Source organism: Hydrogenophaga sp., assembly GCF_026125825.1.
In the GTDB taxonomy this organism is placed as follows: Bacteria; Pseudomonadota; Gammaproteobacteria; order Burkholderiales; family Burkholderiaceae_C; genus Hydrogenophaga.
In genome coordinates this window covers 1-14,866 of the sequence record NZ_JAHCKK010000100.1, presented here as the reverse complement: position 1 = coordinate 14,866, position 14,866 = coordinate 1, and the positions used below count along the sequence as shown (strand labels likewise).

Here is a 14,866-nt window from a genome sequence, read left to right as displayed (position 1 = left end):
CGCTGCAGCAGGGCACGGGCGCGCGGGTGCTCACCGAGCTGGGCCATGGCGATGCCGCGCAAGGCCAGGGCCGGCGGGTCGTCGCGCAGGGCCACGCGCTGAAGCGCGCCGAGCGCGTCGCCTTGGGCGAGGGCGCGCGCGGCGGCGGTGATGATGGAGTCCATGCCGACAGGCTAACCGACGCCCGCCGTGGGTCCGTGTGCCTAGTACCGCAAGTCCATGCGCCGATCGCGCCACTGGGCATGCACGCGGGCCTGCGCGAGCACGCGCTGATCGAGGGTGGCCAGGCGCAGGGTTTCCTCGCGCCCGCCCTGGTCCACCACCGCGCCGTCGGGCGCGCAGACCGTGCTCAGGCCGCCATAGGTGGTGTCGCTTTCCTGGCCGCAGGCGTTGGCGTAGACCACGTACACGCGGTTCTCCAGCGCTCGTGCGGGCAGCAGCACGCGCTGCACTTCGTCGAAGGCGATCATGTTGGCGGTCGGCACGAGCACGGCATCGGCACCCTGCAGCGCGAGTGCGCGCGCGGGCTCGGGGAATTCGATGTCGTAGCAGATCAGCAGACCCAGCCGCCAGCCGCGCCAGACGAACACGGCCGGGGCCTGCGGGCCGGGGCTGAACTGCGCGCGGTCGATGTGGCCGAACAAATGGGTCTTGCGGTAGTTCGCCAGGCGCTGGCCGTCGGCGTCGATGAACTGCACCGCGTTCCAGGGCTTGCCGTGGGCGTTTTGCTCGGCGTAGCCGTAGACGATGGCAAGGCCATGGCGCTGCGCGATGGCGGCCACGGCCTGGGCCAGCGCGCCGTCGGCCGGCTCGGCCAGGGCGGCCACGCCGGGCGCGCCGATCTGGTAGCCGGTGAGCGACATCTCGGGGCACACCAGCAGCCCGGCGCCCTGGTCGCGCGCCTGCGCGGCGGTGGCGTCGAGCAGCACCAGGGCCTGCGAAGGGCTGCCCGCGTAGGGGCACTGCCACAGGGCGAGGGTGAGGGTGTCGTCCATGTTCAGTCCGGCAGGGCCAGGGGGCCGAGTTCGGCGAACACGTCGCCGGGCCCGGGGTTGGCCGCGTGGGTGCGGCCACCCAGGTGCTTGACGATGCCCCACACGGCGTTCAACGAGGTCTGCACCGCGCCTTCGACCCAGGCGGGCGTGAAGGACACGTCGTCGCCCGCGAGGAAGATGCCGCGCTCGGTGGCGGCGAAACCGTCCTGCATGAAGTGGCTGTACATGCGGTGGTTGTAGCGGTAGTGGCCGGGCAGGGCGCCCTTGAAGGCGCCGAGGAAGTGGGGGTCGGCCTCCCACGAGACGCTGATCGGGTCGCCGATGATGTGGCTGGCGATGTCCACGTCGGGGTAGATCTTTTGCAGGGCCTGCAGCGCGAGCTGCACGCGCTTCTGGGTGCCGTGCGGCAGCATCTTGAGCGCGTCGCCCATCCAGGCGTAGCTCAGGCAGATCACACCGGGCTGGTCAGGCCCGTGGTCGAACAGGTAGGTGCCTCGCGTGAGCCGGTCGGTCAGGGTCATGCCCATCTGCGGCCAGCCGTTGGCCCTCAGGTCGTTCCAGAACGGGCGGTCCACCATCACGAAGGTCTTGGACGACTGCATGTAGCGCGTGCGGTCCAGCGCCATCCAGTGCTTCTGCGAGAACAGCGCTTCTTCCACCGCGATCTGCGTGGTCAGCAGCCAGCTCTGGCAGGTGGTGAGCACGGCGGGGTAGCGGCGCGTGTTGCCCCAGGTGTCGGTGACGGCGAGTTCGTTGCTCGCCGCGCGCGCGATGGCGGTGACGCCAGGGCGCGGCGCGCCGTGGTGCAGGCCGGCCAGGGTGGTGCCGGCGGGCCAGTGGCGCAGCTCGCTCGCGGCGGGTGCGTGGTGCCACAGGCCCAGCGGCACCTGCTGCACGCCACCCACGATGAGGTGCTGGTTCTCGTCGCAGCCGGTGAGCACCACGCGCAGGATCTCGAGCATGGAGTTGGGAAAGTCGGAGTCCCAGCCCCCGGTGCCGAAGCCGACCTGGCCGAACACCTCGCGGTGCTGGAACGACAACCGGGAGAAGGCCCTGGAGGTGGCGACGAAGTCGTAGAAGGTGCGGTCGTCCCACAGGGGCACGAGGCGGTTCCAGAGCGCCTTGAGCTTCACGGCGTCGCGCTCGCGCAGGGCCTGCTGCAGGCCGGCGAATCCGGCGCCTTCCTCCAGTGCCTCGGCCCAGGCCTCGGCCACCTCGCTGAACAGCGGAGGCAGGTCGGCCAGGGTGCGGCCCCAGTGGGTCTGGCCTTCGAGGTCGATCACGGTGCAGCCGGCGGCGGGCGTGAGCGGGTTGGGGAAGGGCTGGGTCTGGAGGCCCAGCCGGTTCACGTAGTGGAAGAAGGCGGTGCTCGATGCGGGAAAGCGCATGCCGCCGAGTTCGGCGATCGCGCCCTGGCCGCCTTCGAAAGGCTGCGAGCGCAGCCGCCCGCCCATGCGCGAGGCCTCGTAGACCACCGGCTTCAAACCCAGCTTCATCAACTCGTAAGCGGCCACCATGCCGGCCATGCCCGCGCCGACGATGGCCACTTCCTGCCCCAGGCGCTCTTCAGGCAGTTCGCCCAGGCCGGCGGGGTGGGCGATCCAGTCGTCGAAGGGGAAGGGGAAGTCGGGCCCGAACAGGGTCACGGGCGCATCGGCGCCGCGAAGTGGCGTTGGCATGGCACAAACCTCCGGGTTCAGAACAGGCTGGTGAGAAGCCAGCCGGCCGTGCCCCACATCATCAACGCAACCAGGCCATCCAGCACGCGCCACACATGCAACGAGTTGAGGCGGCGGCCAAGCCAGAACGCGGCCGCGCCGAGGCTGACGAACCAGACCAGCGAGCCGGTGGCCGCGCCCAGGCCGAACACGGCGCTGCCCTGGCCGTAGGCGAGCGAGGCGGTGCCGATCAGCACGGCGGTGTCGAGCCAGGCGTGCGGGTTCAGGAAAGAGAAGGCCAGGGCGGCCAGCACGGCCTGGCGCGGCGTCACCGACTCGATGGCGGTGTCGCCGTCGGTGCTCAAGGGTGGGGTGCGGGGGCGCAGGAAGCGCTGGAACGCCTGCCAGCCGTACACGCCCAGGAACAGCACGCCCGCGCCGATCAGGGCGCCGAGCAGCTTGTCCGAGAGACCGCCGAGCTGGGCCAGGCCCAGCACACCCAGGCCGATGAGCACCACGTCGGCCAGGGCGCAGGTGAGCACGGTCAGCCACAGGTGCTGGCGCTGCAGGCCCATGCGCAGCACGTGGGCGTTCTGCGGGCCGATCGCCATGATCAGCGACATGCTCAGCACCATGCCGGCGGTGAAGGTGGGAAAGGCGAGGGTCATGCGAACTCCGGAAACCAGGGGCGGGTGAATGGCCGGCAGTGTGCGCGCAAAGCCACTTTATTTAAATCAAGTTAACTTAAACTCAGATCGATAGAAAATTACTTGACTGAAAAATGCTGGACGCCCGCCAACTCGACGCCCTGGCCGCCGTGGTCGAACATGGCAGTTTCGGCGCCGCCGCGCAGGCGCTCTCGCTCACGCTGGCGGCGGTGTCGCTGCGCATCAAGTCGCTCGAGGACACGCTGGGCCAGCGCCTGCTGGTGCGCGGCAAGCAGGTGCGCGCCACCCCCGCCGGGCAGGCGCTGCTGGCCCATGTGAAGCAGGTGCGGCTGATGGAGGCCGACCTGCTCGACGGCCTGCAAGGCGGGGCGCCGGCGCCAGGCGGCGTGCGCTGGCAAAGCCTGTCGGTGGCGATCAACGCGGACTCGGTGGCGGGCTGGTTCCTGCCCGGCGTGGCCCCACTGCTGCAGCGCCACCACCTGCTGCTGGACATCATGATCGACGACCAGGACCACACGCACAGCGCGCTCAAGAGCGGCGACGTGATGGGCTGCGTGACGGCGCTGTCCACGGCCATGCGCGGCTGCGTGGCCGAGCCGCTGGGCGTGATGCGTTACCACTGCGTGGCCGCGCCGGCCGTGGCGCAGCGCTGCCGCACGCCCCGCGGGGCGGTCTCGGTGCACCAGCTGCTGGCGCAGCCGGCCATCATCTTCAACCGCAAGGACGCGCTGCAGGACGCTTTTCTGGAGCAGCACTTCGGCCTGCGCCAGCCGCACTACCCGCGCCATTTCGCGCCGGCGGTGGAGGCTTTCGAGACCGCGATCGAACTCGGCCTGGGCTGGGGCATGGTGCCCGAGCAGCACCTGCAGAACCGCCCGGGGCTGCAGGAGATCCTGCCCGGTGCGACGGTGGACGTCTCGCTGTACTGGCAGCACTGGGCGCACGAATCGCTGTCGGCCCAGCGCCTGACCGAGGCGGTGAAGGCGGCGGCGCGCGCGCACCTGGCGGCGCCGGGCTGAGCGCCCCGGCGTGGCCGGCCCTCAGGCCGGCGACAGGGCCGGTGGGTCGAAGGCGCGCACGGGCGCTGCCTCGCCGTGCCAGGGCGCCACGTCCACCAGCGCGGTCATGGCGCTGCTGCCCTGGGCCAGGCGCGAGGTGCCGAGGTCGATCGTGAGCACGTTCGGGTTGCCGTGCCGTTCCAGGGCGTCACCGTCGCCGTCGAACCAGGCGCCGGTGGAGATCACCACCACCCCGGGCATCACGGCCTCGTCGAGCATGGCGCCGCCCAGGCAGGCCCCACGGGCGTTGAACACGCGCACCAGGTCACCGTCGGCGATGCCGCGCGTTCGCGCGTCGCCCGGGTTGAGCCGCACGCGCTGTCGATCGCGCAGCTTTTGCTCGCGCGAGACCACACCGGCATCGAGCTGCGAGTGCAGCTTGTCGGCCGGCTGCGAGCTGATGAGGTGCAGCGGCCACTGGCGCGCGCTGTCCGCGCCCAGCCATTCGGCCGGAGCAAGCCAGGTCGGCTGGGGTGGGCAGTCGTCGTAGCCAAAGCCTGCGATGGCAGCCGAGTGCAGTTCGATGCGGCCCGAAGGCGTGCCCAGTGGCGCGGCCTGCGGGTCCTGGCGAAAGGCTTCGAACAGCACCATGTCGCGCTCGGGCTCGGGCAACTCGGCCACGCCGGCTTCCCAGAACCGGTCGAAGTCGGGCAGCGGGAAGCCGGCGGCGCGCCAGTTGGCGGCGGTGCTGTCGTAGAGGGCGCGCACCCAGGCCGCCTCGTCGCGGCCTTCGGTGAACGCGGCCTCATGGCCGGCGCGAGCGGCCAGGTCGCGGTAGATGTCGAAGTCGTTGCGGCTCTGGCCCACCGGTGCGATCGCCTGTTTCATCGCCAGCAGGTAGCGGTCGCGCGAAGAGCCGCCGACGTCGTTGCGCTCCAGTGTGGTGGTGGCGGGCAGCACGATGTCGGCGCGGCGCGCGGTGGGCGTCCACCAGCTGTCGTGCACGACGATGGTCTCGGGCTTCTGCCAGGCGCGCAGCAGGCGGTTGAGGTCCTGGTGGTGGTGGAAGGGGTTGCCGCCGGCCCAATAGACCAGCCGGATGTCGGGGTAGGTGCCGGTGCGCCCGTTGAAGGCATAGGGCTCGCCGGGCTGCAGCAGCATGTCGGCCATTCGCGCCACCGGGACGCTGCGCCCGATCGGATTGGGGCCGGCAGAGAGCCGGGGGGCGGCGACATCGGGCCGGGGCGTGGCCGCGCCATTGATGGAGCCATGGCCGAAGGCGAAGCCGCCGCCGGGCAGGCCGATCTGGCCCAGCACGGCCGCCAGGGCGATGCTGGCCCAGTAGGGCTGCTCGCCGTGGTGCGCGCGCTGCAGCGACCAGGTGCAGTTGATCATGGTGCGCTGGCGCGCGGCGCTGCGCGCCAGGTCTGCGATGGTGTGCGCGTCGACGCCGCAGAGGGCGGCGGCCCAGGCCGCGTCCTTGGGTTGCCCGTCGTCCGTGCCGCGCAGGTAGCGTGCCCAGGTTTCAAAGCCGTTGCAGTGGGTTTGCAGAAAACCGGCGTCGTGCAGCCCCTCGGCCAGCAAGGTGTGGGCCATGCCCAGCATCAGCGCGGTGTCGGTGTTGGGGCGGATCGGGATCCAGCGCGCGTTCAGCCCCTCGGGCACATCGGACCGCGTCGGGCTGACAACCACGAATTCGATGCCGGAGCGGGCAGCGCGGGCGATCCAGGCCGCGCTGCTGTGTTCGCCCGCCCCGCCGGAGGTGACCTGGGTGTTGCGCAGCGGCAGTCCGCCAAAGGCGATGAAGAGCCGGGTGTGGGCCAGCACGCTGGGCCAGTCGGTCACGCGGCCGGTCACCGGGGCGTAGGTGCCGATCACGTGGGGCAGCAGAAACTGGGCCGCACCCCAGCTGTAGTTGCCGGCCTGTCCGACGCAGCCGCCGCCGCCATGCAGAAATCGCTGCGTGAGCGTGCGTGCGTGGTGCAGGCCACCGGCCGAGGACCAGCCGTAGGAGCCGCCGAAGACGGCGTCGTGGCCGTGCTGCCCGCGCACCCGGGCCAGTTCACCGGCCACCAGGTCCAGCGCGGTGTCCCAGTCGACTTCGACGAAGCGGTCGTGGCCGCGCGCGGCGCGGTCGCTGCCCTCGCGCTGGCGCAGCCAGCCTTCGCGCACCGCCGGGCGCGCGATGCGCAGCGGCGAGTGCACCATGCCCGGCATGGAGCGCAGGATGGGCGAAGGGACCGGGTCGCGCGCAAAGGGCAGGCAATCGACCACGCGGCCGTTCTCGACCACGGCGGTGAACGCGCCCCAATGGGACAGGGAGGGAAAGTGCTGGCGCGAATGGGTCATGGTCTCGGAAGGGGTGGCGCGCCGGGCCGGTCGGCTCAGACGGCGTAGTTGAGCGGCAGCGCGGTGGTGTACTTGATCTCTTCCATCGCGAAGCTGGAGCTGACGTCGAACAGCTCGACGATCTGGATCAGCTTCTTGTAGACGACGTCGAAGCCGGCAATGTCGGGCACCACCACTTTGAGCAGGTAGTCGGTGTCTCCGCTCATGCGGTAGAACTCGACCACCTCGGGCAGGTCGCGCACGCCCAGGGCGAAGCGGCGCAGCCACTGCAGATCGTGGTGGCTGGTCTTGATGGACACGAACACCGTCACGCCCAGGCCCAGCTTGGCGCTGTCGAGCAGGCACACCTGCTGGCGGATGTAGCCCTGCTCGTGCAGCCGCTGCACGCGCTTCCAGCAGGCGGTCGTTGACAGGCTCACGCGCTCGGCGATGTCGCTGACGGGCAGCCGCGCATCGGTCTGCAGCAGGGCGAGGATGGCTCGGTCTTTCTTGTCCATGGGTGGTTCCGAGTGTCGGGTTGGCAATGGTAAATTTTTTTCACTTGCAAGGCGGATTGAGCGCCCATTTGGAAAAAAACGTCTCCGCCCCCGCTCCTAGACTGGCCGCTCAAGGAGTTCCCTCACATGCAAGAAAGCACCCGCCTGGCCTCGCTCGGCCGAGACCCCCAGCGCTTTGGCGGCCTGGTCAACACACCCATCTTCCGCGGCTCGACGATCCTCTCGTCCAGCATGGCCGAATGGGAGCAGCGCAAGGCCGACCGCGCCGCGGACGTGCCCGGCGCCACCACGTACGGCCGCTTTGGCACGCCCACCACGCACGCGCTGGAAGACGCCATCGCGCAACTCGAAGGCGGCCACCGCGCGCAGTTGTTTCCTTCGGGGCTGGCCGCCATCACCACCGTGCTCACCGGCCTGCTGCGCCAGGGTGACCACATCCTCGTGACCGACAGCGCCTATGGCCCCACGCGCGGCTTTCTCTCGCGCGTGCTGGCGCGCTTCGGCGTCGAGATGACGCTGTACGACCCGCGCATCGGTGCCGGCATCGCCGCACTGCTGCGGCCCAACACCCGCGTTGTGTATGTGGAGTCTCCGGGTTCCGAGACCTTCGAGATCCAGGACATCCCGGCCATCGCCGAGGCCGCGCACCGCCAGGGGGCGCATGTGGTGATGGACAACACCTGGGGCACGCCGCTGTTCTACAAGCCCTTCGAGCACGGCGTGGATGTGTCCATCCAGGCCGCCACCAAGTACATCGTCGGCCACTCCGATGCCATGCTGGGCATCGCGACCTGCACGGCACAGACCTGGCCGCTCATCAAGCAGGCGGCCCAGGACCTGGGCCAGACCACCAGCCCCGACGATGCCTACCTGGCGCTGCGCGGGCTGCGCACCCTGGGTGTGCGCCTGCGCCAGCACCACAGCGCCGGCCTGGAGGTGGCGCGCTGGCTCGAAGGCCACGACGCCATCGAGGCCGTGCTGCACCCGGCCCTGCCCAGCCACCCGGGGCACGCCTTGTGGCAGCGCGACTTCCTGGGCGCCTGCGGCCTGTTCTCGGTGGTGCTCAAGACCACCTCGGTGCAGGACATGCACAGCTTCGTCGATGCGCTGCAATTGTTTGGCCTGGGCGTGTCCTGGGGAGGCTTCGAAAGCCTGGTCATCCCCTTTGCGCCAAGCGGCGACCACACCGCCGCGCGCTGGCCCTGGCGCGGCCAGGCCCTGCGCCTGCATGTTGGCCTGGAAGACCCGCGGGACCTCATCGCCGACCTGGAGCGGGCCCTGGCGGCCATGTCGCGGCGCCTGCGCGCGGCCTGACATATGCTTCTTTCGAATCTGTCTAAACGATAGGCTCCAAATGTCCTTGCGGCGACTACCATCGCTCCCCTTGGGACATACTGGTTCGCCTTTTTTCTGTTCCACCCCATCCCAGGTATCTCTCCATGAGCAAGATGAAAATTGAGGGCTCCTTCGTCGCCCTGATCACGCCCTTCAACCAGGACGGCAGCCCCGACTTCGGCGCCTTCCGCAGCCTGCTGAAGTTCCAGGAAGACAACGGCACCAGCGCGGTGCTCATCATGGGCTCGACCGGTGAAGTGTCGATGCTGTCGCAGAAGGAGCGCGAGACCATCATCGCCGAGACCGCGCGTTTCAAGAGCGGGAAGATGAAGTTCTTCTACGGCTGCACGGGCAACAACACGCAGACCACCATCGATTACCTGAAGTTCGCCCGCGCCAACGGCGCGGACGGCGCGATCCTGGCCGCACCGGCCTACATCTGCGGGCCCGAGGCCGACCTGGAGGACTATTTCCTGGAGGTGGCCGACGCCACCGACCTGCCGCTGGGGCTCTACAACAACCCGCCGCGCGTCAAGACCGATCTGCACTGGGACCACCTGCTGCGCATCTTCAAGCACCCCAACTACGTGGTGCACAAGGAATCGACCACCCGCGTGGGCCAGGTCGCGCAGGTGCTCAAGGCGCGCCCCGACGTCTCGGTGATGTGCTGCGACTCGCCCAACCTGGGCCTGGTCGTGCCGACCATGAGCCTGGGCGGCCACGGCACCGCGAACATGACCGGCAACATCGCACCGGCGGAGCTGGCCACCATCTCCAAGCCCTGGACCACGCCGGACGTGTCGGTGAGCTTCCGCGATGCCTACCTTGGCCTGCTGCCCATGCTGCATTACTCGTATTCCGCCATCAACCCGGTGGCCATCAAGTCCCTCATGAAGGCCGTCGGCCTGCCCTCGGGCGTGCTGCGCAAACCCCTCAAGAACCTGGAAGGCGAAGCGCTGCTCAAGGGGCTGCGCATCGTCAAGGAACTGGAGCTCGACAAGAAGTACGGCTGGAGTTCGCCCGAACTCAAGGCGGCCTGACATGGATCTGGGCATCGCAGGGCGCAAGGCGCTGGTGTTCGGTGGCAGCAAGGGCATGGGCCGCGCGTGCGCGCGCGAGCTCTCGGCCGAGGGTGTGGAGGTGGTGATCGCCGCGCGCACCGTGGCCACGCTCGAGCAGGCGGCGGCCGAGATCGCGGCCGAAACGGGCACGCCGGTGCGCTGGGTGTCGGCCGACATCACCACCGATGCCGGTCGGGACGCGGCGCTGGCCGCCTGCCCGGCGCCCGACATCCTGATCAACAACGCCGACGGCATGCCGCCGGGCGATTTCCGCGCCTGGACGCCGGCCGACTGGCACCGCGCGGTGGACTCGATGATGGTCGGCCCGATCGAAATGATGCGCCGCACCGTCGACGGCATGATCGAGCGGCGCTTTGGCCGCATCGTCAACATCGTCTCTCGCAGCGTGAAGACGCCGCAGCTGGAGCTGGGCCTGTCCAACGGCGCGCGCTCGGGCCTGGTGGGTTTCGTGGCCGGCCTGGCGCGCCAGACCGTGCGCCACAACGTCACCATCAACAACCTGTTGCCCGGTGTGTTCGCCACCGACGCGCAGCGCCACCACATCCTGGGCATGCTCGATACCACGGGCAAGACGTTCGACCAGCTGTGGCACGAGCGCGGCACGCAGAACCCGGCGGGCCGCTACGGCGAGGCCCATGAGCTCGGGGCGCTGTGCGGCTTCATCTGCTCGGCGCGCGCGGGCTACATCACCGGCCAGAACCTCCTGATCGACGGAGGCGCCTACCCCGGCACCTTCTGATCCTGTTCAGAAGCCGGCACCCGACCGGCGTCACCGGAGACAGCGTTCCCCCCACCATCCCACCGCCAACCATCCGAGGTCTCCATGAAAACGATCCACCGCCGCGCTTTCACCCGTTATGGCGTCGCCCTGGCCAGCCTGGCTGCCGCAGGTGTGCTTCACGCACCCCAGGCCCTGGCCCAGGCGCCGTATCCCACCGCCAAGCCCATCGTCATCGTCGTGCCGCACGCGGCCGGTGGGGCGGTGGACGGTGTGGCTCGAACCCTGGCCGAGCGCCTGGCCGAGGAGCTCAAGCAAAGCGTGGTGGTGGAGAACCGCCCTGGCGCCTCGGGCCTGATCGGCGCGGCATCGGTGGCGCGTGCCGAGGCCGACGGCTACACGCTTTACTTCAATGCCTCGATCCACGCCGCGGCGCCGCTGCTCTACAAGAGCCAGGTGAAGTTCGACGCGATCAAGGACTTCACGCCCATCGGCATGGTGGCCGAAGGCGCGCTGATCTTCAGCGTCAACCCGCAAGTGCCGGCGAACACGGTGATCGACCTGGTCAATGTGGTCAAGGCCAACCCGAACAAGTACAGCTTCGTGACCAGCGGCTACGGCTCCGCGGGCCATCTGGGCATGGCGCAGTTCGTCTCCGAAGTCGGCCTGGCCGACAAGGGCATCCCGATCGCGCTATACAAGGGCGCGGCCCCCGCGCTGCAGGACCTCATCGGCGGGCAGGTGCACGCCATGATGGACCCCTTCCTGTCCTCGTTGCCCCACGTGCAGAGCGGGCGCCTGCGCGCCCTGGCCCAGACCGGGCGCGTGCGCAGCCCGCTGCTGCCCGACGTGCCCACCATGCGCGAAGCCGGCCTGCGCGACTTCGAGTTCTATTCCTGGTATGGCCTGTGGGCGCCGGCCAAATTGCCGGCACCTGTGCTGAAAGCGCTGGAGTCCGCCACCGAACGCTCGTCCAAGTCGGCTGCCTTCAAGACCAAGCTCAACGGCCTGGGCTTCGATGCCACTTTCCGCAACTCGGCCGATTTCAACAAGTACATCATCAGCGAGACGGCCAAGTACCAGGCCATCATCGAGAAGGCCGGCATCAAGATCGAGTGAGCGTCCTGCCTTGCGCGGCCCCGGGCCGCGGGGTGGGTGCTGGCACGAGCGAGCCGATGCAACGATGAAAGTCCTGGTCCTGGGCGCGGGCGTGGTCGGCATGGCCACGGCCTACTACCTCTGGCGCGACGGCCACGAGGTCACCGTGGTCGAGCGCAACGCCGGTGCGGCTGGCGAGACCAGCTTCGGCAATGCCGGCGGCCTGTGCCCCAGCTTTGCCGGCCCCTGGGCGGCGCCGGGCATGGTGTCCAAGGTGCTGCGCATGCTGCTGCAGGCGGACGCGCCGATCCGCTTCCGGCCCCAGGCCAGCCTGCACCAGTGGCGCTGGATCGCCCGCTGGGTGGCCGAATGCCATCCGGAGCGTTTCCGCCGCAACAAGCTGCGCATGCAGCGCGTGGCGCACTACAGCCTGGCCTGCCTGCGCGGCCTGGCCGACGAGGCGGGCCTGGACGATTTCGACTTCCACGCCGACGGCACCCTGTGGCTGTTTCGCACTGCGCAGGAGGCCGAGCTGGGCCGGCTGCCCACGCGGGCGCTGGACAGCTTTGGCGTGCCCTGGCGCTGGCTGGAGCCGCACGAGGTCGATGCCTGCGAACCCGCGCTGGCGCAGCGCAGCGCCCGCATCGCCGGCGCGCTGCAACTGCCCGCCGATGCCTCGGGCGACAGCCACCGGTTCGCCCAGTCGCTGGCGCGGCTGCTGAGCGACCAGGGCATGGCGTTGCGCTTCAACACCACGGTCCAGGCGCTGGAGACCGAAGGGGACCGCATCAGCGGCGTGCGCAGCTCGGCCGGGCGGCTGACGGCCGACGCCTACGTGGTCGCCTTGGGCAACCAGGCGCCCTTCCTGCTGCGCCCGCTGGGGCTGAACCTGCCGGTCTACCCGCTCAAGGGCTATTCGATCACCGCACCACTGCTGGAGGGCGCGCCCGACATCCGCCCCGCGCTGATGGACGAACACAACAAGGTCATGATCTCGCGCCTGGGCGGGCGCATCCGCGCGGCGGGCATGGCCGAGCTGGGCGGATACGGCCTGAGCGCCGACCCGGCCCAGCGGGACATGCTGCTGCGCGTGGTGCGCGAATTCATCCCGCACGGCATGGATGAACAACGGGTGACCTTCTGGGCCGGCCTGCGTCCCATGACGCCCGACGGCCCGCCCATCCTGGGGCCCACCCGCTGGCGGGGGCTGTTCCTCAACAGCGGGCATGGTTCCAACGGCTGGACCCAGGCCTGCGGCACCAGCCGCATCGTGGCCAGCCTGGTGGCCGGGCGCGCACCCGAGATCGACCTCGAAGGCCTCACCGGCGAACGCTTCGGGATCAGCGCGCGCTGAGGCGGTGCCACGCCGGCAGGGTGCCGCTGTGGCACCGATCCCGCCGCGCAAGGCGGCACCCGTAAAATTCCGCCCCTATGCTCAAGATCAAACAGGAACTGTTGGACGGCCTTGCCGCCGCGCTGGAGAGCCTCTCGCCAGGCGCTGGCGCCAAGGCCGCGTTCGAATCGCCCAAGGTGGCGGCCCATGGCGACTTCGCCAGCACCGCGGCCATGCAACTGGCCAAACCGCTCAAGCTCAACCCGCGCCAGCTCGGCGAAAACCTGCGCGAATTGCTGCTGGCCCAGCCGGTCTACCAGCGCTGGGTGTCCGACATCGACCTGGCCGGCCCCGGTTTCCTCAACATCCGCCTCAAGCCCGAGGCCAAGCAGCAGATCGTGCGCGAGGTGCTGCAGGCCGGTGACGGGTTCGGCGTGCAGCCGTCCAACGGGCAGCGCCTGATGGTGGAGTTCGTCTCCGCCAACCCCACCGGCCCGCTGCACGTGGGCCACGGCCGACAGGCCGCCCTGGGCGACGCGATCTGCAACCTCTACAGCACCCAGGGCTGGAGCGTGCACCGCGAGTTCTATTACAACGACGCGGGCGTGCAGATCGGCACCCTGGCCACCTCCACGCAGCTGCGCGCCAAGGGCCTCAAGCCGGGCGACGTGGGCTGGCCCGAGGCCGCCTACAACGGCGATTACATCCAGGACATCGCCAACGACTTCCTCGCCGGCAAGACCGTGAAGGCCGACGACCGCGAGTTCACCGCCAGCGGCGACGTGGACGACCTCGACGGCATCCGACAGTTTGCCGTGGCCTACCTGCGCCACGAGCAGGACCTGGACTTGCAGGCCTTCGCGGTGAAGTTCGACCACTACTACCTGGAGTCCAGCCTGTACACCAGCGGGCGCGTGGCGGCCACGGTGCAGAAGCTGGTCGACGCCGGCAAGACCTACGAGCAGGACGGCGCGCTCTGGCTCAGGTCGACCGAGTATGGCGATGACAAGGACCGCGTGATGCGCAAGTCCGACGGCTCGTTCACGTACTTCGTGCCCGACGTGGCGTACCACATCGCCAAGTGGGAGCGCGGTTTCAGCAAGGTCATCAACATCCAGGGCACCGACCACCACGGCACCATCGCGCGCGTGCGCGCCGGCCTGCAGGCCGCGGGCGTGGGCATCCCCCAGGGCTACCCCGACTACGTGCTGCACACCATGGTGCGGGTGGTGCGCGGCGGCGAAGAGGTGAAGATCAGCAAGCGCGCGGGCAGCTACGTCACGCTGCGCGACCTGATCGAATGGACCAGCAAGGACGCGGTGCGCTTCTTCCTGCTCAGCCGCAAGCCCGACACCGAGTACACCTTCGATGTCGATCTCGCGGTGCAGAAGAACAACGACAACCCGGTGTACTACGTGCAATACGCCCACGCGCGCATCTGCTCGGTGCTGGCTTCGTGGGGCGGCGACGCCGCCTCGCTGGCCGACGCCGATCTCGGCGCGCTGGACAGCGCGCCGGCACAGGCCCTGATGCTGCTGCTGGCCAAGTACCCGGCGATGCTCAGCGACGCCGCGCGCGACTTCGCGCCGCACGACGTCACCTTCTACCTGCGCGAGCTTGCGGCCAGTTACCACAGTTACTACGACGCCGAGCGCATCCTGGTCGATGATGAGGCGGTGAAAAAGGCCCGCCTGGCGCTGGTGAAGGCCACCGCGCAGGTGTTGCACAATGGCCTGGCCGTGCTGGGCGTCAGTGCCCCGCAGAAGATGTGATGGTGAAACAAGCGATGAAAAAGAAATCCTCCGCGACCCGAAGCAGCTTCGGTGGCACCCTCATGGGTTTCGTCATCGGCTTGCTCGTGGGCCTGGGCGCCGCGCTGGCCGTGGCGGTGTACGTGACGCGCGTGCCGATCCCGTTCGTGGACCGCAATGTGTCGCGCAATCCCGATCAGGATGCGCTGGAGGCCGAGCGCAACAAGGGCTGGAACCCCAACCGAAGCCTCGGTGGCGCCCCCGCGCCAGCGCCGGCCGTTCCCGCCGCGCAGGCCCCTGGCGCCATCGTGGTGCCGCCGGCCGATGGCCAGGCCCTCCCGGCACCGGCCGCGCCCGCCACGGGTGCCGCCACGCGCCCGGCTG

Annotated in this window: 12 protein-coding genes and 2 pseudogenes; 8 read left to right on the top strand and 6 right to left on the bottom strand. The window is 69.6% G+C overall.

Annotation, left to right across the window (positions count from 1 at the left end; translation table 11 throughout):
• The 4 genes and pseudogenes from KIT86_RS21400 to KIT86_RS21385 all read right to left on the bottom strand — a co-directional run.
• Nucleotides 1-164: pseudogene (locus tag KIT86_RS21400) on the bottom strand (helix-turn-helix domain-containing protein); the annotation flags it as partial.
• Nucleotides 165-203: 39 nt separating this feature from the next.
• Nucleotides 204-995: a carbon-nitrogen hydrolase family protein gene (locus KIT86_RS21395; protein ID WP_297402159.1), complete on the bottom strand. Its 792-nt coding sequence runs from the start codon at nucleotides 993-995 to the stop codon at nucleotides 204-206.
• A gap of 2 nt (nucleotides 996-997) precedes the next feature.
• Entirely contained in the window at nucleotides 998-2,674 is a 1,677-nt protein-coding gene (locus KIT86_RS21390) for an NAD(P)/FAD-dependent oxidoreductase (RefSeq protein ID WP_297402157.1), read from the bottom strand.
• A 17-nt stretch (nucleotides 2,675-2,691) separates the two neighbouring features.
• A complete protein-coding gene (locus tag KIT86_RS21385; RefSeq protein WP_297402155.1) occupies nucleotides 2,692-3,321 on the bottom strand; it encodes a LysE family transporter in 630 nt (209 codons plus the stop codon).
• A gap of 113 nt (nucleotides 3,322-3,434) precedes the next feature.
• Here KIT86_RS21385 and KIT86_RS21380 point away from each other — a divergent pair, with 113 nt between their 5' ends.
• The gene (locus KIT86_RS21380) at nucleotides 3,435-4,340 is read left to right on the top strand and encodes an HTH-type transcriptional regulator ArgP (protein ID WP_297402153.1); all 906 of its coding nucleotides are present in this window, start codon (nucleotides 3,435-3,437) and stop codon (nucleotides 4,338-4,340) included.
• A gap of 21 nt (nucleotides 4,341-4,361) precedes the next feature.
• Here the strand turns inward: KIT86_RS21380 and KIT86_RS21375 are convergent, their stop codons facing one another.
• Both KIT86_RS21375 and KIT86_RS21370 read right to left on the bottom strand, forming a co-directional pair.
• Entirely contained in the window at nucleotides 4,362-6,668 is a 2,307-nt protein-coding gene (locus KIT86_RS21375; RefSeq protein ID WP_297402151.1) for a molybdopterin-dependent oxidoreductase, read from the bottom strand.
• Nucleotides 6,669-6,703: 35 nt separating this feature from the next.
• Entirely contained in the window at nucleotides 6,704-7,165 is a 462-nt protein-coding gene (locus tag KIT86_RS21370; protein WP_297402149.1) for an Lrp/AsnC family transcriptional regulator, read from the bottom strand.
• A gap of 126 nt (nucleotides 7,166-7,291) precedes the next feature.
• Here KIT86_RS21370 and metC point away from each other — a divergent pair, with 126 nt between their 5' ends.
• From metC to KIT86_RS21335, 7 genes and pseudogenes are all read left to right on the top strand, one after another.
• Nucleotides 7,292-8,479, top strand: coding sequence for a cystathionine beta-lyase (gene metC, locus KIT86_RS21365; protein ID WP_297402147.1), 1,188 nt, complete (start codon nucleotides 7,292-7,294; stop codon nucleotides 8,477-8,479).
• 125 nt (nucleotides 8,480-8,604) lie between these two features.
• On the top strand, nucleotides 8,605-9,540 hold the full coding sequence (locus KIT86_RS21360; protein WP_297402145.1) for a 4-hydroxy-tetrahydrodipicolinate synthase: 936 nt from the start codon (nucleotides 8,605-8,607) through the stop codon (nucleotides 9,538-9,540).
• A 1-nt stretch (nucleotide 9,541) separates the two neighbouring features.
• Nucleotides 9,542-10,321 carry an SDR family oxidoreductase gene (locus KIT86_RS21355; RefSeq protein ID WP_297402143.1) on the top strand — a complete coding sequence of 260 codons (780 nt, stop codon included), beginning with the start codon at nucleotides 9,542-9,544 and terminating at the stop codon, nucleotides 10,319-10,321.
• Between the two features lie 84 nt (nucleotides 10,322-10,405).
• Complete coding sequence (locus KIT86_RS21350) at nucleotides 10,406-11,419, top strand: tripartite tricarboxylate transporter substrate binding protein (RefSeq protein ID WP_297402141.1); 1,014 nt, start codon at nucleotides 10,406-10,408, stop codon at nucleotides 11,417-11,419.
• Nucleotides 11,420-11,483: 64 nt separating this feature from the next.
• On the top strand, nucleotides 11,484-12,752 hold the full coding sequence (locus KIT86_RS21345; protein WP_297402139.1) for a D-amino acid dehydrogenase: 1,269 nt from the start codon (nucleotides 11,484-11,486) through the stop codon (nucleotides 12,750-12,752).
• 77 nt (nucleotides 12,753-12,829) lie between these two features.
• On the top strand, nucleotides 12,830-14,503 hold the full coding sequence (argS, locus tag KIT86_RS21340; protein WP_297402137.1) for an arginine--tRNA ligase: 1,674 nt from the start codon (nucleotides 12,830-12,832) through the stop codon (nucleotides 14,501-14,503).
• A gap of 14 nt (nucleotides 14,504-14,517) precedes the next feature.
• A pseudogene (locus tag KIT86_RS21335) lies at nucleotides 14,518-14,866 on the top strand (hypothetical protein); the annotation flags it as partial.

Coding starts and splice junctions, on each gene's coding strand:
- KIT86_RS21395 (WP_297402159.1), bottom strand. CDS start 995: ATGGACGACACCCTCACCCTCGCCCTGTGGCAGTGCCCCTACGCGGGC.
- KIT86_RS21390 (WP_297402157.1), bottom strand. CDS start 2,674: ATGCCAACGCCACTTCGCGGCGCCGATGCGCCCGTGACCCTGTTCGGG.
- KIT86_RS21385 (WP_297402155.1), bottom strand. CDS start 3,321: ATGACCCTCGCCTTTCCCACCTTCACCGCCGGCATGGTGCTGAGCATG.
- KIT86_RS21380 (WP_297402153.1), top strand. CDS start 3,435: ATGCTGGACGCCCGCCAACTCGACGCCCTGGCCGCCGTGGTCGAACAT.
- KIT86_RS21375 (WP_297402151.1), bottom strand. CDS start 6,668: ATGACCCATTCGCGCCAGCACTTTCCCTCCCTGTCCCATTGGGGCGCG.
- KIT86_RS21370 (WP_297402149.1), bottom strand. CDS start 7,165: ATGGACAAGAAAGACCGAGCCATCCTCGCCCTGCTGCAGACCGATGCG.
- metC (WP_297402147.1), top strand. CDS start 7,292: ATGCAAGAAAGCACCCGCCTGGCCTCGCTCGGCCGAGACCCCCAGCGC.
- KIT86_RS21360 (WP_297402145.1), top strand. CDS start 8,605: ATGAGCAAGATGAAAATTGAGGGCTCCTTCGTCGCCCTGATCACGCCC.
- KIT86_RS21355 (WP_297402143.1), top strand. CDS start 9,542: ATGGATCTGGGCATCGCAGGGCGCAAGGCGCTGGTGTTCGGTGGCAGC.
- KIT86_RS21350 (WP_297402141.1), top strand. CDS start 10,406: ATGAAAACGATCCACCGCCGCGCTTTCACCCGTTATGGCGTCGCCCTG.
- KIT86_RS21345 (WP_297402139.1), top strand. CDS start 11,484: ATGAAAGTCCTGGTCCTGGGCGCGGGCGTGGTCGGCATGGCCACGGCC.
- argS (WP_297402137.1), top strand. CDS start 12,830: ATGCTCAAGATCAAACAGGAACTGTTGGACGGCCTTGCCGCCGCGCTG.